Source organism: Aminobacter sp. SR38, from assembly GCF_014843375.1.
Taxonomy (GTDB): Bacteria; Pseudomonadota; Alphaproteobacteria; order Rhizobiales; family Rhizobiaceae; genus Aminobacter; species Aminobacter ciceronei.
Window position 1 is genome coordinate 35,059 of record NZ_CP062112.1, and the last position, 21,470, is coordinate 56,528.

Below are 21,470 nucleotides of genomic sequence, written 5' to 3' on the forward strand. Positions count from 1 at the left end.
CCGCGGTCTTCTGTATCGAGGACATGCAATGACAACGACCAACATTTCACGCCGCAGGCTGCTCCAGGTGGGAGCGGGAGGCCTGGTGACGAGCACGGTAGTCGGAGGCAGCCTGTTCAAGCCGGGCATCGCATTCGCAAAGCCCTACGCCTCGCCATTCAACTGGATCTCGCCGCGCGGGACCATCGAGGTAATGGACGACTACCCCTATTGGGTGGCGAAGGAGATGGGCTATTTCGGCGATCTGGGTGTCGAGACGGCAATGCAGCCGGGGCCGTCGGATGGCACTGCCGTGGTCAAATTCCTGGCCGTCGAACAGGCCGACATTGGCTTCCCATCACCAGGCGTGCTGTCTTATGCCGTCAACAGCGGGATGGATCTGGTTTCGGTCTTCGGCAGCGGCAATCTCGACCTCTTCAATTTTGCCTTCCGCAAAGGCGAGGGCGTGCAGGATCTTGCCAAGCTCGAGGGCAAGACTGTGCTGCTCGGGTCGGCCGCCTGGCAGTCGATCTGCGATCCGATGTTTGCAGCTGCCGGCGTTGACCCGAAGTCGATCAAATATGTCGAGGCCGGCTGGCCGACCTGGACCACGGCACTCGCGGGCGGGCAGGGGGATGCCTGCCTGGCCTGGGAAGGGTTGCGCGCCGACCTCTCGGCCAAAGGGCTCGACTTCGACTACTGGCTCGGCATGCGCGGCTCGCCGCTGCCGTCCAATTCGCTGGTCGTACGACGTGCCGACATCGAGGACCAGGACCGCCGCCACTTCCTCGCCCAATATCTCAAGGGTTGGGCCATGGGCAGCGCATTTGCCGACCGCAATCCACGGGCCGCGGCCGACATCGTCTTCAAGGCACTGCCGACGACGAAAGCGAATTACGGCCCGCGCTATGGCACGGAGAGCCTCATGCAGATCCATCGCACCTTCAAGGGCGACATGGCGAAGCGGAAAGGTTGGGGCGAGCACGACATCCAGGGCTGGGACAGCTTCTTCAAGATCCTGAAGAAGATCGGCCAGTCGTCGATCGACATCGACACGGAGCGGTTCGTGACCAACGCCTTCATCGCCGATGCGAACAAATTCGACGTCGCGGCGGTGCATGCCGATGCCGACAAATATGCCCTGCCTGAGGATCTGGCCGCGATCGACATGGCCAAGGTCGAGGCCGGCTTCTACGGCAACGTCATCAACTGATCTCGACTGAGTACCGCGGTGGGCCCCGACCCGTCCAAGGCAGGGCCCGCCGCGCCGCCAAGCGATTCGAAGTCCACATCGACCCCGGCGTTGATGCGCTCGGCGCCGTCAGCGCGCCAGATCCTCGAGCAGTAGCGCCGCCGCCTCTGCATCATCGGGATGCGCTATCCGCGTCCCGATGACGATCGCGATGCTATGGCCACTCGCTCCCTGTTCCGGTCTTGCGTGTGCCCGGATTTTCCTGCCGCGCCCATGGGGCCGGATACGCCTTTGCAAAATCCTCGAGATCGCGGCGGCCATCTGGCTTCCGGTCGGAATCCGCGAGCCATACGGCTGTTCATCGCAGTTCTTGGGGAGGCTTGTCAGCAATGGCCGAGGAGTTAGCGGGGAACCCTCTTCGCCGACGTGCGTTACAGTTCGAGCGGCTCCGAGTGCTACGAACCCGCGTCTTGCGCACAACAATTAGTTGAAATGGCCTTTAAATGCAGCCGCCTGTTTATGGCCTAGGAGTACGAACGATAAGCGGTCGGCGAATATTGTACTGTTGATATTGTCAGGTTTACGCGTCTGGAAATGGTCGTTTACGTGGGGGTCCCCAATCTCGGCCGGACCCACTGGTGAGCCATATGAAATCTTCTGCTGCGCGCAGGGTTCAAGACGATCTGAAAGACACTGCTGGCCCGGCCCAAGCGCCACGCAATTCCGGCATCAGCTCCATAAGCGAAATCGCTTGGGGCACGCACATATGTGTTTTTTACGAGACAAAGCAGGACCTTCTGGACGCCAATTTCCTGTATCTAAAGGCAGGTTTGGAAGGCAACGAGTTCTGCGTTTGGGCGATCTCTGATCCGATCACGGAGGCGGACGCAAGGAATGCGCTGCGCCGGTCAGTCCCCGACCTTGATGAGCGCCTCGATGCGGGACAAATCGAGTTTATTGCAGGCACGGACTGGTATCTGCGCGGCGGCGAGTTCGATTTGCAGCGGATTACCGGGGGGTGGCACAACAAGCTGCGGCTCGCATTGGCCAAGGGCTACGAGGGGATGCGTGTGAGTGGAAACGCATTCTGGATTGGCACCAACCATTTTCAGGAGTTCACGGAGTACGAGCGCGAACTGGACCGATCGCTCGCTGGCCAGAAGATGGTTGTTCTCTGCACGTATTCCCTTTCGGAAAGTCGGATCGTCGACCTGCTTGATGTAGCCCGCGCCCATCAGTTTACCATCGCCAGGAGGTGTGGCGAATGGGAGTTCCTGGAGACTCCTGGACGCAAGTACACCAGGCAAACAAAACAGGAAGTAGCGGAGGTTAATGGCGATATCTGCTCCAAGTCCTTTCCGGGGCACGACACGCTCACATCGAGGGAGCGAAACGTCTTGGGCGAACTCGTGAGGGGTTGCTCCAGCAAGGAAATTGCTCGCCAGCTAGGTATCGTTCCTCGCACCGTTGAGTTCCATCGAGCCAATCTGCTCAAGAAGGTAGGTGCGAGGAGTACAATTGACCTCGTCCGGATTGTCCTCGGGGAATAGCGCATTCCAGCATTGATCATAATGGGAACTGGAGCCTGCGGGCTCCACAGAAGGCGAGGTTGTGAGTTGGAGGATGAACCGTTCGATACTCCGGTCTTGGTTCAGCTTGGCGCCGTAGACGAGATACGCTCTGTAGCCTCCACTCAAGAAGCAGCCGAGTACCTGCTCTTCCGGTGGCCACGAGCAACTGGACCTAATTTCGTCACCGCGACCGAGGCTTGTCTCGCTGTCCTGCAAGGGACCAAAGAGACGTCCCATGCCAGGTCTGCATTCGAGGAGGCTGCAAGAGAAGTTGGTATTCTGATCGTCAGCAAGATGTAGTGAAAAACTCTACTCGTTCGCTCGTGATTGCCTTGTAAATTGTAGGAATTGCGTACATGCCTTCAAAGGATGTAAATAAATGCCAAAGTTGGGTGTGGAGAGAAGTCAATTGTGAGGTAGAGTTGCTTTTCCCAGCGCGTGGCGTGCGCGAAATACACGGAGCGAAGTTTCGACTCATACGACTCTCTGAAGGGGGTGCATCCGTTCGTGTCGGCGGCATGAGAACCATCCCGGATTTCTTCTACCTGAGATTCAATAATGATGAGGGGACCTCTGGCTGCCACATCGTTGGAAGGTCTATCGATACCATCCACTGTGAATTCTTTCGCGAAAAGACTCGAAGCGAGGTCGATCGCATCATAGCTGAGGGAGAGTTCATCTCCGTTCTTGGCTCATTGTCGGGGGACAATGGTGATCAGGCGCAGCAAGAAGACTTGCCGTTCGACGTCTGGCAACTTTTTGACAAGCTGTATTAGTCACCATCAGCTGCATTCGAGTTCCTGCTCGAGTTATGTTGAACGCCCGCCCAAGTCTCCGACGGATGGCGGCCGGGCCTGTGTGTGAACTGAGCTTGTCTATTATCGCGATGTAGCCGGGACCAGCCGGGGTTCTGAGCAACAAATTGCTCATTAGGCGGCGCCACAAGAGCGTGCTGTCAACGCGCCTGCCCAACATTGGTGGCTTGGTCACGATCCAAAAAAGGTCCGCGTTAACTTAAGCCTTCGGCCGTCAGTGCTGCTCGCCTCGTTCGTCTTCGCCGCCGCCGGAGACAGCGGCTCGACCGGCCTGCCGATGCGGGAGGCGCTGCGGGCAGAGCTCACACGGATGCAGAGATCGGTGGCGCAAAGATCGGCGATCAGGCGATGGTCGATGCCCTTTCCCCCGTTCTCGTGGCTTTCGACGTTAGCCTCGCCGCCGCGGCCTCGGCGGCCCGCAAGGGCGCGAACTTCACCACAACCCAACCCGCGCCAAGGCCGGCCGCGCCGCCTGGCAGATCGAAGGGCACGTCGATCCAGCCATGACGGCTTTGCGCCTCAGCCATTATGAGGCGAGGGAGAGGCCATAGCCGTTCGTGGCTCTGCTTCTCGTTCGGTAGCGGCGTGCATTGACAGGCGGTCAGTTGGACCTGCCTTGAATACAGACATGTGCCGTCGGGCATTACCGAGAGCGAGACGATGCGTGCAAGAATTGCAGCTGCCGCGTATTCCGAAATGCTCAAAAAATGTGGAGAAAACCTGGTACGCCCAAGGGGAATCGAACCCCTGTTACCGCCGTGAAAGGGCGGTGTCCTAACCGCTAGACGATGGGCGCGCTCAGGTGAGGCGGTGTATAGTTGGCTTGTTCGCGACAGGCAACCCGTCTTTTTGCTGCGCCGCGAAATTTTTTCGACTTATCCACGGCGACGGCCGCAACGCCAGTTCCAGTCGCGTTCCGGGCCGACGTCGATGTGGACGGAATTGGTGTGGCAATAGGTGCCGACACCGCCGCGGCCAGGCATGGCGCGCAGATACGTCGCCAGTTCCCACTTGCCGACGCCGGGAATCTGGATGTCGGCTGCCGCGCAATACATGTGCTGCGAATTCTTGGCGCCGCGGGCGCGACGGTTGCGTTCCGGGTTGCGATAGCCCGATGTCACGATCATCTTCTTGCCGTAGTGCTGCTCGGCGGCCTTGAGGATGCGCACCAGCGACGGCTTCAGGCAGGCGACATCGACGCTTTCATGCTGCTTGAGCAGCCCGTTAGGCGCAAGGCGCGCCATGCCGGCAGCCGATGCCGTCTGGTACAGTTCTGGATCCTCGTCCTCGTGCAGGTCGACGTCGCTGTCGTCGCTGAGGCCGGACTTGCGCTTGATTTCGAACAGATCGGTGGTGCGCACGCCCGGCAGCGCCCAGTTCGAATCGCCGCCCGACGAGCCGCCCAGCGACGCAAGCTCCACCGGCTTTGCTTCAGTTTTTGCCGAGGCCAGCGTGATGATCGGCTTGGCCTTTTCCTCGGGTGCCTTCGGCTTGGTTTCAGACGATTCGTCGCCCATCGCGATCAGCGGCCTTGCCTTCTGTTCGGCGGGCGCAGGTGCTGCCTTGGCAGATGACGAGCCGAACAACGAGGCGAACAGCCCCTTCTTCTTGGGCGCCTCTGGTTCGGCTGCCGGACCATTGGTCAGGATGAAGCCGGTATCCTGCTGCACCGGCGGCTTGGCCGGTTTTGCGTCCGCAGCCTGGGAAGCGACAGCTGCTGTCTTCTGCTGCTCCGCTGTGGCTGCCGTCGCGACCTGCTGCGGCTGTTCGGCACTGGCGATGGCGACTTCCGCTGCGTTTTCGCTTCCCGGCTTGATCAGTGGGACATAACCGACCTGGTCGGGCAGGGCAGTGTCGCCTGCCGTGCTCATCGTTGCCTGGGCCACCGATGTGGCTGGGGCGCCTGCTGCGGTCACGGATTGGGCAGTGGTTGTTTCGGTGGTCGTTGCGGCGTTGGCCGCAGGATTTGTCAGCTCGAAATTCGGCTCGCCCGTCGAGGAGCAGGACACGCTCATGAGCGAAACCAGCACGGTCAGCGCAACGCCGCAGCGCCGGTCTGCGAATCGCAGTCGTCCTGACGTCAAACCGGATCCCCTCTCATGCACTGCAGGCCAACGATTACGCTTGGCGATTGAAATCGAACATCTACGCAACCACGCTTCCGCAGAAGAAGCGGCACTCAAACTTGTGGCAATGATCCCCCAGTAAGCGGGCTAGGCGCCAATTAAGGCGAGATCATGATAGGCGCCATGTTTTCGCCCTCTTGGTAAAGGGCGTCAATTCAATGCCTGTGACAGCTGGTTACACGCGTACCTTCACATAGCTGCCGGGCGCATCCTCTAGCACCCGCCCGCTTATGCCAGGCTTGCGTGCCGCAACGCGGGTGTCGTCCTTGGCTTCGATCCAGCGCTGCCAGTGCGGCCACCACGAGCCAGGCGTCTCGGCAGCACCCTTGAGCCATTCGTCGAAATCGCCTGATGGCTTGCCTCCCGACCAAAACTGGTACTTGCCGGCGGCGGGCGGATTGACCACGCCGGCGATGTGCCCAGAGCCGCCGACGACATAGTCGACATCGCCACCGAAATACTGGCAGCCGAGGAAGACCGAGCGGGCAGGGGCGATGTGATCCTCGCGCGCAGCGAGGTTGTAGACCGGAATGGTGACGTCGGCGAGCGAGATGGTTCGGCCGGCCAGCTCCATCCTGCCTTGCGACAGGTTGTTCTCGAGATAGCAGTTGCGCAGGTAGAAGGAGTGATTGGCCGCTGCCATGCGCGTCGAATCGGCATTCCAGTAGAGCAGGTCGAACGGCGTCGGCTCCTTGCCGCGCATGTAGTTGTTGATGACATAGGGCCAGATCAGGTCGCCCGAGCGCAGCATGTTGAAGGCCGTCGCCATCTTGGTGCCGTCGAGATAGCCCTTGTCCTTCATCGCTCCTTCGAGAGCCTTGATCTGATCCTCGTCGACGAACACCTTGAGGTCACCGGCATAGGTGAAATCGACCTGCGTCGTGAAGAAGGTGACCGATTGGATGCGGTGGTCACCTTCCTGTGCCAGCAGCGCCAATGCTGCCGCCAGCAACGTGCCGCCGACGCAGTAGCCGATGGCGTTGACCTTGGTTTCTCCCGTCGCCTGCTCGACGATGTCGAGTCCATATTGCAGGCCTTCGCGGATATAGGCTTCCCAATCCTTCAGGCCGTGGCGCTGGTCTGGATTGATCCAGGAGATGACAAAGACCGTGTGGCCCTGCTCGACCGCCCACCGGATGAAGGATTTCTGCGGGTTGAGGTCGAGGATGTAGAACTTGTTGATCCATGGCGGGCAGATCAGCAGCGGCCGCTTCAGCACCTTGTCGGTGGTCGGCGTGTACTGGATGATTTCCGCGACGTCGCTGCGGCCGACGACCTTGCCCGGCGTGGTGGCGATGTTCTTGCCGATCTCGAAGCCGCTGTAGTCGGCCTGCCGGAGCTTGAGGTCGCCCTTGCCGGCCGAAATGTCCTCGGCAAACATCTTCATGCCGCGCACCAGGTTCTCGCCGTTGCTGGCGACGGTTTCGCGAAACAGCTCCGGATTTGTGAGGATGAAATTGGACGGCGAAATCGCGTTGGCGACCTGCTTGACGTAGAAGCCGGCCTTGTGGCGGGTGTGCTCGTCGAGACCGTCGGCATGGTCGACGAGGTCGCCGGCCCAGCGCGCAGTCACCAGATAGGCCTGCTTGAGGAAATCGAAGAAGGCGTTGCGGCCCCATTCGGGATCGAGGAAGCGCTTGTCGCCGCGTTCTGGCTTGACGGCGTCGTCGACCTCGTCGCCCCCCATGCGCTGGATCGACTTGCTCCACACGTCGAGATAGCCGGAGAACAATCGGGTCTGCGCTTCCAGCGCGCGTTGCGGGTCGGACAGCCAGTATTCGCTAAGCTTGGAGAAGGTCTTGACCATGTCGGCCATCGGCTCGGCGACGGTGTCGCGCACCTCGCCCTTCTCGCGCGGTTCGGCCCAGGCGGAGGCTGCCTTCCCGGCCTGCTCGATCATGCGGGCCATGTTGAGCGCAAAACGTTCCGGATCTTTGACGAGGTATTGCTCGACGGAGGAGGGGGTATCGCCACTCTGCTTGTCCGAATCGTCTACCTTCGCCATGGTTCTTGCTGGTCCTCCCAAAGCGCCCATTGTTGACATAGTATCATGTGACGTCTTACCGGGTCCAACGCGCTCTACCGCGCCTGTCGGGGAAACTTTATGACATATAGTGTTGGTCGGAATGTTTTTTTCTGCTCCCGCGTGATGTTGTCCGCGGGCGTGCTGGCATTGGCCATTGCCGCTGCCGGCTGCACCAGCACGACCAGCGCCGACAGCAGCGCTGCACCGGCAACCGGACGTGGCGCGCAGGATACCGGCACCTACCCCAATCTCAACATTGCGCCTGAGGTGGCCGCCGCCCAGTTCACCGAGGACCAGAAGGCCGCCAAGCTGGCCGAACTCCAGGCTGCCAGACAGCGCCAGGGCGCCAAGGCCGGCGCAGGCGGTGGCAATTCGGCGGCGATGACCACGCTTGCCAGAAAGCACGGCGACGACACGCTGAAGGCCATCGAAGGCAAGTGCGAGACTATCGACCCCGCCTGCAATTGAGTGTATATCGCGCACGCATCGCCGAGCCCCCGTTTACCTGGAACTGACATGGAAGAATTTCACAAGGTCCGCCGCCTTCCGCCCTATGTCTTCGAGCAGGTCAACCGGCTGAAGGCCAGCGCCCGTTCGCGGGGCGCCGACATCATCGATCTTGGCATGGGCAATCCGGACCTGCCGACGCCGACCGCCATCGTCGACAAGCTCTGCGAAGTGGTGCGCGACCCGCGCACCCACCGCTATTCGTCGTCGCGCGGCATTCCCGGCCTGCGCCGCGCCCAGGCCAACTATTATGCCCGCCGCTTTGGCGTGAAGCTCAATCCCGATACCCAGGTCGTTGCGACGCTGGGCTCGAAGGAGGGCTTCGCCAACATGGCACAGGCGATCACCGCGCCTGGCGACGTCGTGCTGTGCCCGGATCCGACCTATCCGATCCACGCTTTCGGTTTCATCATGTCGGGCGGCGTCATCCGCTCACTCCAGGCCAAGCCGGATGATGGCTTCATTCCGGCGCTCGAGCGCGGCGTCCGCCACTCTATCCCCAAGCCGCTGGCGTTGATCCTCAATTATCCGTCGAACCCGACGGCCTTCGTCGCCTCGCTCGACTTCTACAAGGACGTCGTGGCGTTTGCGAAGAAGCACGACATCATCATCCTGTCGGATCTTGCCTATTCGGAGATTTATTTCGATGGCAATCCGCCGCCCTCGGTGCTGCAGGTGCCGGGCGCGATCGACGTCACCGTCGAGTTCACCTCGATGTCGAAAACGTTTTCGATGCCGGGCTGGCGCATGGGCTTTGCCGTCGGCAACGAGCGCCTGATCGCCGCACTGACCCGCGTGAAGTCTTACCTCGATTATGGCGCGTTCACGCCGATCCAGGTGGCGGCAACTGCCGCGCTCAATGGCGACGGTGCCGACATAGCCGAGGTGCGCGAAGTCTATCACAAGCGCCGCGACGTGATGGTTGACTCGTTCACCCGTGCCGGCTGGGAAATCCCGGCGCCGGCGGCGACGATGTTTGCCTGGGCACCGATCCCGGAGCCGTTCAAGCATCTTGGTTCGCTCGAATTCTCCAAGCTGCTGATCGAACATGCGGACGTGGCTGTCGCTCCCGGCGTCGGCTTCGGCGAGCACGGCGACGACTATGTGCGTCTGGCGCTGGTCGAAAACGAGCACCGCATCCGCCAGGCAGCACGAAGCATCAAGCGCTTCCTGCAGACCACAGCCAAACACCCCAACAACGTGGTTCCGCTCGCAGCCCATCGCTGAGCGGCACCGCGCCACATTCCCAGAACGATTGAAATAAAGAGGCGCCGCGACCATGGCTGAAGCATTGCGTGTTGGAATTGCCGGTCTCGGCACGGTCGGTGCTTCGGTGGCGCGTGTGCTGCGCGACAAGGGCGCCGAGCTCACCCGGCAATGCGGTCGCGAAATCGTCGTGACGGCCGTTTCCGCCCGCGACCGCAGCCGCGATCGCGGTGTCGACCTGAGCGGCGCGCAATGGTACGACGATCCAATCGAGCTGGCCGAGAAGGCCGACATCGACGTCTTCGTTGAATTGATCGGCGGCGACGAAGGTGCTGCGCGCGCCTGTGTGCGTGCCGCGCTCGATGCCGGCCGCCATGTCGTGACCGCCAACAAGGCGCTGCTCGCCAAGCATGGCGTGGCGCTGGCCGAGGTCGCCGAGAAGAAGGGTGTGCTTCTCAACTATGAAGCGGCGGTTGCCGGCGGTATCCCGGTCATCAAGACGATGCGCGAGGCGATGGCCGGTAACAGCGTCAATCGCGTGTTCGGCATTCTCAACGGCACCTGCAACTACATACTGACGCGCATGGAAGCCGAAGGCCTGACCTTCGAGGCATGCCTCGCCGACGCGCAGCGCCTGGGCTATGCTGAGGCCGATCCGACCTTCGACATCGAGGGCAACGACACCGCCCACAAACTCGCCATCCTGACCAGCCTGGCGTTCGGTTCGAAGATTGCGGCCGACGACATCTATCTCGAAGGCATTTCCAACATCACCCAGGCCGACATTCGTGCGGCAGCTGAACTGGGCTATCGCATCAAGCTGCTCGGCGTCGCCCAGCGCACCGAAAGCGGCATCGAGCAGCGCGTGCACCCGACAATGGTGCCGACGGCATCCGTCATCGCCCAGGTCCACGGCGTCACCAATGCGGTGGCGATCGAAACCGACATTTTGGGCGAGCTACTTCTGTCGGGCCCCGGCGCCGGCGGCAATGCGACCGCCTCGGCCGTCGTCGGCGACATCGCCGACATCGCCAAGAGCCGTCCCGGCTTCCAGCATGGTCCGGTGTTCGGCCGCCCTGCCAAGGAACTGAAGCCCTACAAAAAGGCGCAGATGCGCAGCCACGCCGGCGGCTACTTCATCCGCCTGACCGTACATGATCGCATCGGCGTCTTCGCAGCGATCGCCAAGCGCATGGCCGACAACGACATTTCGCTGGAATCGATCGTTCAGCACGCCAATGGCACCGAAGGTGGCATCGCCCAGAAGACCGTCATCCTGGTGACCCACGAGACCACGGAGGCTGCCGTGCGCAAGGCCGTCGACGGCGTGACCAAGGACGGCCACCTGACCGACAAGCCGCAGGTCATCCGCATCGAGCGTGCCGGCTGAGCAGGCGTCTAGGCCAGGGGCGCAATTGTGCCCCCGGCCAGGCAGTCAAGCCGCAATTCCCTTTCAATCGATTGATATTGTTTCGCTTTCGATAAAGCGGGCAACAGGTCTTGCCGTTGTCATGCGGGTTTGACAATAAGAGCCGGCCCGGTTTGGGCGCTCCGAATTCATCGACTTCAGGACCCAGTATTATGGCGAAAAGCGTTGTAGCCGGCCTCGACCGGATTCTCACCATGGAACTCGTGCGCGTCACCGAGCGGGCCGCCGTGGCTGCAGCCAGGCTGCGCGGACGCGGTGACGAGAAGGCCGCCGACCAGGTTGCGGTCGACGCCATGCGCCAGGAACTGAACCGCCTTGCCATCAACGGCACGGTCGTCATCGGCGAAGGCGAACGCGACGAAGCTCCGATGCTCTACATAGGCGAGGAAGTCGGTTCCGGCGGCCCAGATGTGGACATCGCGCTCGATCCGCTCGAAGGCACCACCATTTGCGCCAAGAACCTGCCCAACGCGCTTGCCGTCATCGCCATTGCCGAAAAGGGCAGCCTGCTGTTTGCGCCTGACGTCTATATGGACAAGATCGCCGTCGGCCCGGGTTATCCCGAGGGCGTCATCGACATCGACGCCTCGCCGGCCGACAACATCGCCAGCGTCGCCAAGGCCAAGGGCGTGCCGGTCGAAGAAATCACCGCCTGCATCCTCGACCGTCCGCGCCATTCCAAGCTGATCGAAGCCGTGCGCGAGACCGGTGCTGCCATCCGTCTGATCGGCGACGGCGACGTTGCCGGTGTCATCCACACCACCGATCCCGAGGAAACCGGCATCGACATCTATCTCGGCACCGGCGGCGCGCCCGAAGGCGTGCTGGCTGCTGCAGCGCTGCGCTGCACCGGCGGCCAGATGCTTGGTCGCCTTATGCTCGACACCCCTGAGAAAGTTGCGCGCGCCGCCACCATGGGCATCACCGACCCCAAAAAGGTCTACCGCGTCGAGGAGATGGCGCGTGGCGACGTGCTGTTCGCTGCCACCGGCGTCACCGACGGCAACATGCTTGCCGGCGTCAAGTTCGGTCGTGACTCGATCACCACCCACACGATCGTGCTGCGCTCGTCATCCAAGACCGTGCGTGAGATCAAGGCACGCCATCAGGATCTGGAAAAATTCTGATTACGCGCCTGTTGTGGTCGCCTATGGTCGATCCGAAGCGGGTGGACCTCAACTGAATGGCGACTGAAAAGCGTAACTTTCTCGGCGTAAGGCGTTCGGCCACCGGTGTTTCCTGGGAACATCGCCTGACCGAACGCCAGGACATGCTGGCGCTAGCCATCGCCCAGGGGCATGGCGTGCCCGACATCGTCGCCCGTGTGCTTGCCGGCCGCGGCGTGCTGCCCGAGGACACCGAGCGTTTCCTCGATCCCACCATCCGCGACCTGTTGCCCGATCCGGCCTCGCTGACCGACATGGACAAGGCGGCATCGCGCCTTGCCGACGCGGTGCTGCGCAGGGAAAAGGTCGCGATCTTCGGCGACTATGACGTCGACGGTGCCTGTTCGTCGGCGCTGGTGAAGCGATTTCTCACCCATTTCGGCATCGAGTCCGAGATCTACATTCCCGACCGCATCTTCGAAGGTTACGGCCCGAACCCGGATGCGATGCGTGAGCTTATCGGGCGCGGCGCGAGCCTGATCGTCACCGTCGACTGTGGTACCAACAGCGCCGCCTCCATCGACGCGGCCAACGAGGCCGGCGCCGATGTCGTGGTGCTCGATCATCACCAGGTCGGCGGCGCGCTGCCGAATGCCGTGGCCGTGGTCAATCCGAACCGCGACGATGATCTCTCCGGCCAAGGCCATCTCTGCGCTGCCGGCGTCACCTTCCTGGCCTTGGTGCAGACGGCAAAGGTGATGCGCGCGCGACTGCCTGACGCGCCGCGTCCCGATCTGCTCAAGCTGCTCGACCTTGTGGCACTTGCGACGGTCGCCGACGTCGTGCCGTTGACCGGCGTGAACAGGGCCTTCGTCGTCAAGGGGCTGCAGGCCATGCGCCAGCAGAACAATGTCGGGCTGACGGCACTCGCCCGCGTCGCGCGCATCGGCGAGCCGCTCAACACCTTCCACCTGTCCTTCCTGCTCGGCCCGCGCATCAATGCCGGCGGGCGCATCGGCGACGCGGCGCTCGGCAGCAAGCTGCTTGCCACCGACGATCCGGTCGAAGCCGGAACCATCGCCGAAACGCTCGACCGCCTGAACCAGGAGCGCCAGGCGATGGAAACGGAGATGCTGGCCGAGGCACGCGCCGAGGCCGATGCCGAAATCGGCGCCGGACCGGGCCCGGCCGTGTTGGTCACCGCGAGCACCACATGGCACCCCGGCATCGTTGGCTTGCTGGCATCGCGTCTCAAGGATCACGCGCGCCGCCCGGCTTTTGCGATTGCCTTCAACCCGAATGGCGTTGGCACAGGGTCAGGCCGTTCCGTGTCCGGTTTCGACCTTGGCCGGCTGGTGCGCGAAGCGGTCGAAGCCGGACTGCTGGTCAAGGGTGGCGGGCACGCCATGGCGGCCGGCATCACCATTGAGCGCGCCAAGCTGGGCGAGTTGCGCGCCTTCTTCGAGCAGCGCGCCGCAGCCGACGTGTTCCGCCTGCAGGATGAGGAAAGCCTGAAGATTGACGGTGCGCTGGCCGCTGAAGGCGCGACGCTGAACCTCGTCGACGCGCTGGAGAAGGCAGGACCGTTCGGGGCAGGGCATGTGCCGCCCGTTTTCGTCCTGCCAAGGCATCGCATCGCCGATGCCAGGCTGGTCGGCACCGCACATATCCGCATCGACCTGCGTTCGGAAAGCGGCGGCAAGGTCCAGGCGATGGCGTTCAGGGCGGCGGAGACGCCACTTGGCGATTTCCTGTTCCGGAACCGCGACCGTGCAATACACGTCGCCGGCTCGATTTCGGTCAATCATTGGAATGGCAGCCGCACGGCCCAGTTCAGGATCGTCGACGCGTCGCTGGCCGGTCCTTGACCGAGAATTGGTCTTAGCCGAGAACCGCCTGAAGCCTCAGGATCTCTTCCATCTGCGCCTTTGTCGCCTCGTAGCCGAGCCGGATGGCCTCGTCGGCGCGGTGGAATTCGGACAGGCCGATCAGGCCGAGCTTGGGCTGGATCGACAGATCTGGCGGATCGCCGGCCAGCCGCGCGCGGGAAATGCGATCCTGGATGATGTTGAACGCTTCGACCATGACACCGGTGATGCCGAGTCGTGCCTCGCGCTCGCTTTGAGCGGAGTTCTCTCCCGGTGCAGCCGGACGCTCGACCACCAGTTCGCCAGCGCTATGCTTGATCACTGCCGCGCGGCCGAACAGGTCGTAGTGCAGGTTGACCGCAACGACCAAGGGCTGCTCGTTGGCGCGGCAGACCGAAACCGGCACCGGATTGACGAGCGCGCCGTCGACCAGCACGCGGCCGTTGCAGGTGACCGGCTCGAACACGCCGGGCAGGGCGTAGGACGCCCGCATCGCCTTGATCAGCGAACCGCTCGACAGCCAGATCTCGTGGCCGGTGCGGATTTCGGTCGCAACGCAGACGAAGGGTTTCGGCAGATCCTCGAAGGTGATGCTGCCCATGTGCTGCTGCATGCGAGAATCGAGCTTCATGCCGCCGAACAGTCCGCTGCCGCCGAGCTTGAAGTCGAACAGGCCGAAGATACGGCGCTTGGTCAGGCTACGGGCGAATTCCTCGAGCTGATCGAGCTTTCCGGCGAGATAGCAGCCGCCGACGAGGGCACCGATCGAAGTGCCGGCGATCATGTTGATGCGGATGCCGGCTTCATCAAGCGCGCGCAGCACGCCGATATGGGCCCAGCCGCGTGCAGCACCGCCGCCGAGCGCCAGTGAAATGCCGTTCTGTCTTGCTGTTTCGGGAACGTTCGAACTTGTGCCGGAAGAAAAGCCATTGGCTTCCCGGACGTTCTGGCGCGCATAGAATGACGCCCATTCGAGCATCGCACACTCCTTGTTCCCAAATACAGACTACTCCCGACCCGTATTAAAATCGTGAATCTCTGTGTTCTGGAACAGGTAGGCGGTTCACGTTTTCTTGCGGTAGGTCTCGTCGACATCGAACAGCGGATCGCTGCCGTCCGCGCTGAGCGTCGCGACACTGCCTTGTCGTCCCACCGTCCGATAGAAACAAGAACGCCGGCCGGTGTGACAGGTTGCGTCGTGGCCGCTCACTTTTACCTTGAGCCACACCGCGTCCTGGTCGCAGTCGGTGCGAATCTCCTGGACGTGCTGGAAATTGCCCGAGGTTTCGCCCTTCTTCCAAAGCGCGTTGCGCGAGCGCGACCAATAGTGGGCGATGCCGGTCTCGATCGTCAGAGCCAGCGCTTCGGCATTCATGTGCGCGACCATCAAGAGCATGCCGTCGGCGGCGTCGGTCACCACGGCGGTGACCAGACCGTTGACGTCGAAACGTGGCGAGAACAGCTCGCCCTCTTCGAGGGCGCGCTTGTCGTTGGAAGCTTCGGGAAACTGCAAGGTCATCGCCGGGGTCCTAAGTCGGGGCTCCGGCGAAGCGGGATCAGATCCCGCCGCCGCCGGCTCGTACCATGGTCACGAACCGGACCTGTTCTTCGGGGGTATCCCGGAAAACGCCGGTGAATGTGGAGGTCAGGGTCGTCGAACCCTGCTTGCGGATGCCGCGCATGGCCATGCACATATGCTCGGCCTCGATCATCACGGCGACGCCGCGCGGATTTAGCACGTCCTGGATGACACCGGCAATCTGCGCCGTCATCGCTTCCTGCGTCTGCAGGCGGTGGGCGAAGATATCGACGACGCGGGCGATCTTGGAGAGACCGACGACCTTGCCATCCGGCAGATAGCCGACATGAGCCTTGCCGATGATCGGCACCATATGGTGCTCGCAATGCGAATGGAACTTGATGTCACGAACGATGACCAGGTCGTCGTAGCCGGCGACTTCCTCGAATGTGCGGCCAAGCTCGTCGGCCGGGCACATGTCGTAGCCATTGAACATTTCACGGAAAGCCTTGGTCACGCGCTTGGGTGTGTCGATCAGGCCTTCGCGCTGTGGATCGTCGCCGGTCCAGCGCAGGAGCACCTTCACAGCGGCTTCGACCTCCGCCTCGGTCGGGCGGTCGGTTGCAGGCTTGTCCATATAGGCTGATTGCGGCATCAGCTTCTTCGCTACGGCATCCATATCAGGCGTCTCCAGTAGTCCCTGTCAGAGCAGGGACGAGTTGAACGGACACAGCCACTTTAGGGACCACCGGAACGAGTGCCGTACCCAAAGCTGCTTATCTTGCTCAAATCCCGATGCCTTTTCAGCTCCTTGTCGGGAGGCGAGCGCCACCATTATATATGGGTGAAGACGACGATTGGAAGATGCGTCAGCGACAAGAGTTGTTCATGACACGCACTCAGAGTGAAAAAAGTTGATCGACGACATCTATAACACGAAAATTCTCGGTTTCGCCGGCAATATCGGCCGGCTCGGCCGGCTCGATCACCCCGACGCGACGGCAACAGCACATTCCAAGCTGTGCGGGTCGACGGTCACGATCGATCTGGCGATGAAGGACGGTATCGTTACCGACTTCGCCCATGAGGTGAAAGCCTGCGCGCTGGGCCAGGCGTCGTCATCGATCATGGCCGAGCATGTCGTCGGCGCCAGCGCCGATGAATTGCGCGCCGTGCGCGACACGATGCTGCGCATGCTCAAGGAAGGCGGTACGCCGCCGGAGGGCAGATTCGGCGACCTGAAATATCTCGAGCCGGTGCGCGACTATAAGGCGCGGCACGCCTCGACGATGCTGACCTTCGACGCCGTGGTCGACGCCATCGGTCAGATCGAGCGCAGGTAGGCTGACGCCAGGCAGTTGTCGAGAATCTCGAGGCTTTCGGCGAATTCGGTCTTGATCCACTCGGCGAAGCACTGTGCCGGCTCGGACAGCTTGGCCAGGTTCTTCGCCACCAGCCAGTAGCCGCCGCAGACGACGTTGGTCTCGAACGGCTTGAGCAGCGTTCCTGCCTGAAGCTCCTCGTAGACCAGCAAAAGGTCGCCAAGGGCGACACCGTGGCCGAGCATCGCCGCCTGTTTCGACAGTGCCGCGTCGGCCAGCAACGGCCCGCGCTCCGGGACGGATGCCTCGTCGGCACCCGCCGCCTCGAACCAGCGTGCCCAGCCCTGGCGGTTTTCCTCATGCAACAGCGTGTAGCGGCGCAGGTCGGCAGGGGAGTCCAGTGGCGGGCCGGACGCCAGCAGCGCCGGCGACAGGATTGGCGAATCGACGACCATCCCCAAAAGTTCCGACTCGCTGCGCGGCCACGAGCTGTTGTGCGCGCTGAAGCGCAAGGCGAGCTCGGCCTGGTCGTTGCGGAAATCGATCAGGCGCGGGTCGACATCGAGCGCGATCTCGATGTCGGGGCGCATCTCGCGAAACTTGTTGAGGCGCGGCAGGAGCCAGCTGGCAGCCAGCGCCGGCTCGGCACTGACGCTGACCACTGAAAGGGAAGGCCGTGTCGCCAGTTCAGAAAGCCGGCGGTCGATGTCGTCGAAGCTCTTGACCAGCTGCTGCAGCAATTTCTGGCCCGGCTCGGTCAGTTCGACACGACGGTGATAGCGCACAAACAGCGGCTGGCGCAGGAAACTCTCCAGCTCGCGGATCTGGCGGCTGATGGCCGCCTGGGTGACAAACAGCTCGTCGGCTGCACGGCTGAAACTCAGGTGCCGCCCGGCTGCCTCGAAACTTCTCAATGCCGTCAGCGGAAGCCGCCCGCGGTTCATTCGCATAATCTCAAGTTATCCAAGCTGGACGTTATACTCGTTTGAAGAGCACGGCTAGAGGCCGTCTAATCCTCCGACACAAGGAGGAAGAACCATGCCAACGCTCTTCAACGCCTACGCAGAGATGTTCCGCATCGCGACCTTTCAGTGCGACCATGCCATCCAAAGAACGAAGTGCTGCGACGCCGACCGGCTTCAACTCGACGCTCCGCAACGGCGGTGCCCCCACCGCGGGGCGAAGCTTGGCTGGAATGCGTGACACGGCGCCGCAGCGGCGAGGTGGTAGATGCCGAACATTGCGTCTGCATGGCGGAATGGACATCTATAGCGAATAGATTCCGATCCGGCGGAGACGATGGACCACGGACATGACCAATCACGCGGCACCGCCGCGCGCGGCCGCAACTGGGCCGGGCCGTGGCGCAAGACGCCCGGCCGGGTGCTCGGCACCTCGTTGGTCCGGCTTTACCAGCTGACGCTCTCGGGCTTTATCGGCAACTCATGCCGGCATCTGCCGACCTGTTCGGAATATGCGCATGAGGCGATTGCGCGCCACGGCTTGTGGGCCGGCGGCTGGATGGGCCTGTCTCGCGTCCTGCGTTGCGGCCCCTGGGGCACCCATGGCATCGACCGGGTGCCGGAGAGCCTTGCCGCGCCCTATGCCTGGTACCTGCCGTGGCGCTATTGGCTGATTGGTCGACGTCCATCGGGGCATTGAAGTGGATGCAGCGCGCGCCGCATATCAGTTAACGCCGATATTTTCCGGTTTACCGTTTGATCAGGCTAAGACAGTTCCGTCCACGTTGAGCCATATTCGAGACAATTGCCGTCCATAGTCCTTTGGCGCCAACCGACAGAGGATGTCATGACAGTGCTTGCTTCGTTTCGTCGATCTTCGATCTTCGCTTTCTTTTCTCTGCTTGCAGTGCCTATTGCCGCGGCGCAGGCGGCCGCCAATGATCCGGCGCTCAAGCCGGTGTTCGAATGCACGCTGATCGTCGATGCCCAAAGCGGCGCCACCTTGCGCCGCGACGGTACCTGTGACCGGCGCGTGAGCGCGGCATCGACGTTCAAGGTGCCGCTGGCGCTTATGGGCTACGATGCTGGCATCCTCACCGACGCGCATACGCCGCGCTGGGACTACAAGCCCGAGTTCAATGCCATCAAACGCGATCACAGGCCTGTCGATCCGACGATCTGGGAAAAGGATTCCGTCGTCTGGTACTCGCAGCAGATCACCCGCAAGCTCGGCAACGAGCGCTTTGCCGGCTATGTCCAGAGCTTCAACTATGGCAATGGCGACATCACGGGCGATCCGGGCAAGAAGGATGGCCTGACCCACTCGTGGCTGAGCTCGTCGCTGCAGATTTCGCCAGATGAGCAGGCGGCATTCATCAGGCGTATTCTCGATCGTAAGCTTTCGGTCTCGGCCAAGGCATACGACATGACCGGCCAGATACTGCCTGCCTTCGACGCCGGCGACTGGAAGGTCCAGGGCAAGACCGGCACCGGCTGGCTGACCAACAAGGCAGGCGCCCAAAATCGCACCAGGCCGTTTGGCTGGTTCGTCGGTTGGGCCGAAAAGGATGGCCGGAAGGTCGTCTTTGCCAGGCTGTTCGTCAACGAAGGCAAGAGCCCGGTACTCATGGGACCAAAGGTGCGCGCCGACTTCCTCACGAACCTGCCAGGGTTGATGAAGTCGGCCAACCAGTTTCAGGCTCCTCCGAAATGACGCAGCGGCGCTCGAAGCGCCGCTGTTTGGCTTTACGAGCCAGAAAACTCCCCCTAAAAGACCCCTCGCTGCCGGACGCATCCGGTTTTTTACCACCCGCGCTCGTTTGCGGGACTGGATAGGAGAAGAGCCTTGTCGAATTCCGTTTCCCTTACATTCCCCGATGGTTCCGTCCGCGACTACGACGCGGCAATGACTGGTGCTGCACTGGCCGAGTCGATCTCGAAGTCGCTGGCCAAGAAGGCCGTGGCTTACGCCGTTGACGGCACCGTGCGCGATCTCTCCGACCCGCTCGGCAAGTCCGGCAAGGTCGAGATCGTCACCCGCGACGACCCGCGCGCGCTCGAGCTGATCCGCCACGACACCGCGCATGTGCTGGCGGAAGCCGTGCAGGAACTGTGGCCCGGAACCCAGGTCACCATCGGCCCTGTCATCGACAACGGCTTCTATTATGATTTCGCCCGCAACCAGCCTTTCACGCCCGAGGATTTCCCGGCGATCGAAAAGAAGATGCGCGAGATCATCGGCCGCAACAAGCCGTTCACCAAGCAGGTCTGGTCCCGCGACAAGGCCAAGCAGGTGTTCCGCGACAAGGGCGAGGCCTACAAGCTCGAGCTGATAGACGCGATCCCCGAGGACCAGAACCTCAACATCTACGCCCAGGGCGAGTGGTTCGACCTGTGCCGTGGTCCGCACATGGCCTCGACCGGCCAGATCGGCAGTGCCTTCAAGCTGATGAAGGTCGCCGGTGCCTATTGGCGTGGTGACAGCAACAACCCGATGCTGACGCGCATCTATGGCACGGCTTGGGCTGACCAGGCCCAGCTCGACCAGTATCTGCACATGCTGGAAGAGGCAGAGAAACGCGACCACCGCCGCCTCGGCCGCGAGATGGATCTGTTCCACTTCCAGGAGGAAGGTCCGGGTGTCGTGTTCTGGCATGCCAAGGGCTGGAAGATGTTCCAGAACCTGGTCAGCTACATGCGCCGCCGCCTCGACCAGCAGGGCTACCAGGAAGTCAACGCGCCCCAGGTGCTCGACAAGAGCCTGTGGGAGACCTCGGGCCACTGGGGCTGGTATCGCGACGCGATGTTCAAGGTGACGGTTGCTGGTGACGACACCGACGACGACCGCGTCTTTGCGCTGAAGCCGATGAACTGCCCGGGCCACGTGCAGATCTTCAAGCACGGCTTGAAGTCGTATCGCGACCTGCCGGTGAAGCTCGCCGAGTTCGGCAACGTCCACCGCTACGAGCCGTCGGGCGCGCTGCACGGACTGATGCGCGTGCGCGGCTTCACCCAGGACGATGCGCATATCTTCTGCACCGAAGAACAACTCGCCGCTGAGTGCCTGCGCATCAACGACCTGATCCTGTCGACCTATGCCGACTTCGGTTTCAACGAGATTTCGGTGAAGCTGTCGACAAGGCCCGACAAACGCGTCGGCTCCGACGAGGCATGGGATCACGCCGAAGAGATCATGGGCAATGTGCTCAAGACCATCGAGGCGCAGTCCGGCAACCGCATCAAGACGTCGATCAATCCGGGCGAGGGTGCCTTCTACGGCCCCAAGTTCGAATACGTCCTGCGTGATGCGATCGGCCGCGAATGGCAGTGCGGAACGACCCAGGTCGATTTCAACCTGCCCGAACGCTTCGGCGCCTTCTACATCGGCTCGGATTCCGAGAAGAAGCAGCCGGTCATGGTCCACCGCGCCATCTGTGGTTCGATGGAACGTTTCCTCGGCATCCTGATCGAGAACTATTCGGGCCATTTCCCGCTGTGGTTCGCGCCGCAGCAGGTGGTGGTGACGACGATCACCTCGGACGCTGATGACTATGCGCGTTCGGTCGCTGCCAAGCTCAAGGCCGCCGGCCTGTCGGCCGAAGTCGACCTGCGCAATGAGAAGATCAACTACAAGGTTCGCGAGCACTCGCTGGCCAAGGTTCCGGTCATTCTCGTCTGTGGCAAGCGCGAGGCGGAAGAAGCGACCGTCAATGTTCGCCGTCTCGGTTCGCGCGACCAGGTGTCTATGGGTCTCGACGAGGCGATCGCAGCCCTCGTTGACGAAGCGATGACGCCGGACAGGCGTCGCGCCCTTACCGCCTGAGACAAGGCTTTACAGCCTG

General features: G+C 62.2%; 20 protein-coding genes and 1 tRNA gene. 14 read left to right on the forward strand and 7 right to left on the reverse strand.

Going from position 1 to position 21,470, the window contains the following annotated elements:
- Positions 1–28 precede the first annotated feature (28 nt).
- The 4 genes from IG197_RS00190 (at position 29) to IG197_RS00205 (ending at position 3,518) form a co-directional block, all read left to right on the forward strand.
- Positions 29–1,192 carry an ABC transporter substrate-binding protein gene (locus IG197_RS00190; protein WP_192316254.1) on the forward strand — a complete coding sequence of 388 codons (1,164 nt, stop codon included), beginning with the start codon at positions 29–31 and terminating at the stop codon, positions 1,190–1,192.
- 626 nt (positions 1,193–1,818) lie between these two features.
- Positions 1,819–2,721, forward strand: coding sequence for an MEDS domain-containing protein (locus IG197_RS36115; protein ID WP_246765277.1), 903 nt, complete (start codon positions 1,819–1,821; stop codon positions 2,719–2,721).
- A 21-nt stretch (positions 2,722–2,742) separates the two neighbouring features.
- Positions 2,743–3,042: a DUF982 domain-containing protein gene (locus tag IG197_RS00200; RefSeq protein WP_067961692.1), complete on the forward strand. Its 300-nt coding sequence runs from the start codon at positions 2,743–2,745 to the stop codon at positions 3,040–3,042.
- 56 nt (positions 3,043–3,098) lie between these two features.
- Complete coding sequence (locus IG197_RS00205) at positions 3,099–3,518, forward strand: hypothetical protein (RefSeq protein WP_192316256.1); 420 nt, start codon at positions 3,099–3,101, stop codon at positions 3,516–3,518.
- 760 nt (positions 3,519–4,278) lie between these two features.
- Here the strand turns inward: IG197_RS00205 and IG197_RS00210 are convergent.
- Together IG197_RS00210 and IG197_RS00215 are read right to left on the reverse strand one after the other, a co-directional pair.
- A tRNA-Glu gene (locus IG197_RS00210) sits at positions 4,279–4,353 on the reverse strand.
- Between the two features lie 79 nt (positions 4,354–4,432).
- A complete protein-coding gene (locus tag IG197_RS00215) occupies positions 4,433–5,428 on the reverse strand; it encodes a YcbK family protein (protein ID WP_246765278.1) in 996 nt (331 codons plus the stop codon).
- On the opposite strand from IG197_RS00215, the gene IG197_RS36125 reads away from it, so the two are divergent.
- The gene (locus IG197_RS36125; RefSeq protein WP_246765279.1) at positions 5,421–5,765 is read left to right on the forward strand and encodes a hypothetical protein; all 345 of its coding nucleotides are present in this window, start codon (positions 5,421–5,423) and stop codon (positions 5,763–5,765) included. The genes IG197_RS00215 and IG197_RS36125 overlap by 8 nt on opposite strands.
- A gap of 93 nt (positions 5,766–5,858) precedes the next feature.
- Here the strand turns inward: IG197_RS36125 and IG197_RS00220 are convergent, their stop codons facing one another.
- Positions 5,859–7,688, reverse strand: coding sequence for an alpha/beta hydrolase (locus tag IG197_RS00220; RefSeq protein ID WP_067961699.1), 1,830 nt, complete (start codon positions 7,686–7,688; stop codon positions 5,859–5,861).
- A gap of 144 nt (positions 7,689–7,832) precedes the next feature.
- On the opposite strand from IG197_RS00220, the gene IG197_RS00225 reads away from it, so the two are divergent.
- The 5 genes from IG197_RS00225 (at position 7,833) to recJ (ending at position 13,825) form a co-directional block, all read left to right on the forward strand.
- Positions 7,833–8,177, forward strand: a complete 345-nt coding sequence (locus IG197_RS00225) for a hypothetical protein (protein ID WP_246670701.1) — start codon at positions 7,833–7,835, stop codon at positions 8,175–8,177.
- Positions 8,178–8,225: 48 nt separating this feature from the next.
- A complete protein-coding gene (locus tag IG197_RS00230; protein ID WP_067961704.1) occupies positions 8,226–9,443 on the forward strand; it encodes an LL-diaminopimelate aminotransferase in 1,218 nt (405 codons plus the stop codon).
- Between the two features lie 52 nt (positions 9,444–9,495).
- Positions 9,496–10,812: a homoserine dehydrogenase gene (locus IG197_RS00235; protein WP_192316259.1), complete on the forward strand. Its 1,317-nt coding sequence runs from the start codon at positions 9,496–9,498 to the stop codon at positions 10,810–10,812.
- A gap of 191 nt (positions 10,813–11,003) precedes the next feature.
- The gene (gene glpX / locus IG197_RS00240) at positions 11,004–11,978 is read left to right on the forward strand and encodes a class II fructose-bisphosphatase (protein WP_067961708.1); all 975 of its coding nucleotides are present in this window, start codon (positions 11,004–11,006) and stop codon (positions 11,976–11,978) included.
- 56 nt (positions 11,979–12,034) lie between these two features.
- Positions 12,035–13,825 carry a single-stranded-DNA-specific exonuclease RecJ gene (gene recJ, locus IG197_RS00245; RefSeq protein ID WP_192316261.1) on the forward strand — a complete coding sequence of 597 codons (1,791 nt, stop codon included), beginning with the start codon at positions 12,035–12,037 and terminating at the stop codon, positions 13,823–13,825.
- Positions 13,826–13,838: 13 nt separating this feature from the next.
- On the opposite strand, the gene IG197_RS00250 is transcribed toward recJ, so the two are convergent.
- From IG197_RS00250 to folE, 3 genes are all read right to left on the reverse strand, one after another.
- Entirely contained in the window at positions 13,839–14,804 is a 966-nt protein-coding gene (locus tag IG197_RS00250) for a patatin family protein (RefSeq protein WP_154384154.1), read from the reverse strand.
- An 84-nt stretch (positions 14,805–14,888) separates the two neighbouring features.
- Complete coding sequence (gene hisI, locus IG197_RS00255; RefSeq protein ID WP_192316263.1) at positions 14,889–15,344, reverse strand: phosphoribosyl-AMP cyclohydrolase; 456 nt, start codon at positions 15,342–15,344, stop codon at positions 14,889–14,891.
- A gap of 37 nt (positions 15,345–15,381) precedes the next feature.
- A complete protein-coding gene (gene folE / locus IG197_RS00260; RefSeq protein WP_067961716.1) occupies positions 15,382–16,023 on the reverse strand; it encodes a GTP cyclohydrolase I FolE in 642 nt (213 codons plus the stop codon).
- Between the two features lie 235 nt (positions 16,024–16,258).
- Between folE and IG197_RS00265 the strand changes: the two genes are divergently transcribed.
- Positions 16,259–16,687 carry an iron-sulfur cluster assembly scaffold protein gene (locus IG197_RS00265; RefSeq protein WP_067961718.1) on the forward strand — a complete coding sequence of 143 codons (429 nt, stop codon included), beginning with the start codon at positions 16,259–16,261 and terminating at the stop codon, positions 16,685–16,687.
- Here the strand turns inward: IG197_RS00265 and IG197_RS00270 are convergent.
- Positions 16,669–17,610 carry a LysR substrate-binding domain-containing protein gene (locus IG197_RS00270; RefSeq protein WP_192316264.1) on the reverse strand — a complete coding sequence of 314 codons (942 nt, stop codon included), beginning with the start codon at positions 17,608–17,610 and terminating at the stop codon, positions 16,669–16,671. The genes IG197_RS00265 and IG197_RS00270 overlap by 19 nt on opposite strands.
- A gap of 355 nt (positions 17,611–17,965) precedes the next feature.
- Here IG197_RS00270 and yidD point away from each other — a divergent pair, with 355 nt between their 5' ends.
- The 3 genes from yidD to thrS all read left to right on the forward strand — a co-directional run bounded on the left by yidD (position 17,966) and on the right by thrS (position 21,451).
- Positions 17,966–18,328, forward strand: a complete 363-nt coding sequence (gene yidD, locus IG197_RS00275; RefSeq protein WP_192316266.1) for a membrane protein insertion efficiency factor YidD — start codon at positions 17,966–17,968, stop codon at positions 18,326–18,328.
- Positions 18,329–18,475: 147 nt separating this feature from the next.
- Positions 18,476–19,342 (forward strand): class D beta-lactamase, encoded by an 867-nt coding sequence (gene blaOXA / locus IG197_RS00280; protein ID WP_192316268.1) that lies wholly within the window; start codon positions 18,476–18,478, stop codon positions 19,340–19,342.
- Between the two features lie 132 nt (positions 19,343–19,474).
- Positions 19,475–21,451, forward strand: coding sequence for a threonine--tRNA ligase (gene thrS / locus IG197_RS00285; RefSeq protein WP_192316270.1), 1,977 nt, complete (start codon positions 19,475–19,477; stop codon positions 21,449–21,451).
- Positions 21,452–21,470: the final 19 nt, after the last annotated feature.

Coding starts and splice junctions, on each gene's coding strand:
- IG197_RS36115 (WP_246765277.1), top strand. CDS start 1,819: ATGAAATCTTCTGCTGCGCGCAGGGTTCAAGACGATCTGAAAGACACT.
- recJ (WP_192316261.1), top strand. CDS start 12,035: ATGGCGACTGAAAAGCGTAACTTTCTCGGCGTAAGGCGTTCGGCCACC.
- IG197_RS00220 (WP_067961699.1), bottom strand. CDS start 7,688: ATGGCGAAGGTAGACGATTCGGACAAGCAGAGTGGCGATACCCCCTCC.
- folE (WP_067961716.1), bottom strand. CDS start 16,023: ATGGATGCCGTAGCGAAGAAGCTGATGCCGCAATCAGCCTATATGGAC.
- IG197_RS00230 (WP_067961704.1), top strand. CDS start 8,226: ATGGAAGAATTTCACAAGGTCCGCCGCCTTCCGCCCTATGTCTTCGAG.
- IG197_RS00270 (WP_192316264.1), bottom strand. CDS start 17,610: ATGAACCGCGGGCGGCTTCCGCTGACGGCATTGAGAAGTTTCGAGGCA.
- hisI (WP_192316263.1), bottom strand. CDS start 15,344: ATGACCTTGCAGTTTCCCGAAGCTTCCAACGACAAGCGCGCCCTCGAA.
- IG197_RS00225 (WP_246670701.1), top strand. CDS start 7,833: ATGTTGTCCGCGGGCGTGCTGGCATTGGCCATTGCCGCTGCCGGCTGC.
- glpX (WP_067961708.1), top strand. CDS start 11,004: ATGGCGAAAAGCGTTGTAGCCGGCCTCGACCGGATTCTCACCATGGAA.
- yidD (WP_192316266.1), top strand. CDS start 17,966: ATGGACCACGGACATGACCAATCACGCGGCACCGCCGCGCGCGGCCGC.
- IG197_RS00200 (WP_067961692.1), top strand. CDS start 2,743: ATGGGAACTGGAGCCTGCGGGCTCCACAGAAGGCGAGGTTGTGAGTTG.
- IG197_RS00250 (WP_154384154.1), bottom strand. CDS start 14,804: ATGCTCGAATGGGCGTCATTCTATGCGCGCCAGAACGTCCGGGAAGCC.
- blaOXA (WP_192316268.1), top strand. CDS start 18,476: ATGACAGTGCTTGCTTCGTTTCGTCGATCTTCGATCTTCGCTTTCTTT.
- IG197_RS00205 (WP_192316256.1), top strand. CDS start 3,099: ATGCCTTCAAAGGATGTAAATAAATGCCAAAGTTGGGTGTGGAGAGAA.
- IG197_RS00215 (WP_246765278.1), bottom strand. CDS start 5,428: ATGAGCACGGCAGGCGACACTGCCCTGCCCGACCAGGTCGGTTATGTC.
- IG197_RS00190 (WP_192316254.1), top strand. CDS start 29: ATGACAACGACCAACATTTCACGCCGCAGGCTGCTCCAGGTGGGAGCG.
- IG197_RS00235 (WP_192316259.1), top strand. CDS start 9,496: ATGGCTGAAGCATTGCGTGTTGGAATTGCCGGTCTCGGCACGGTCGGT.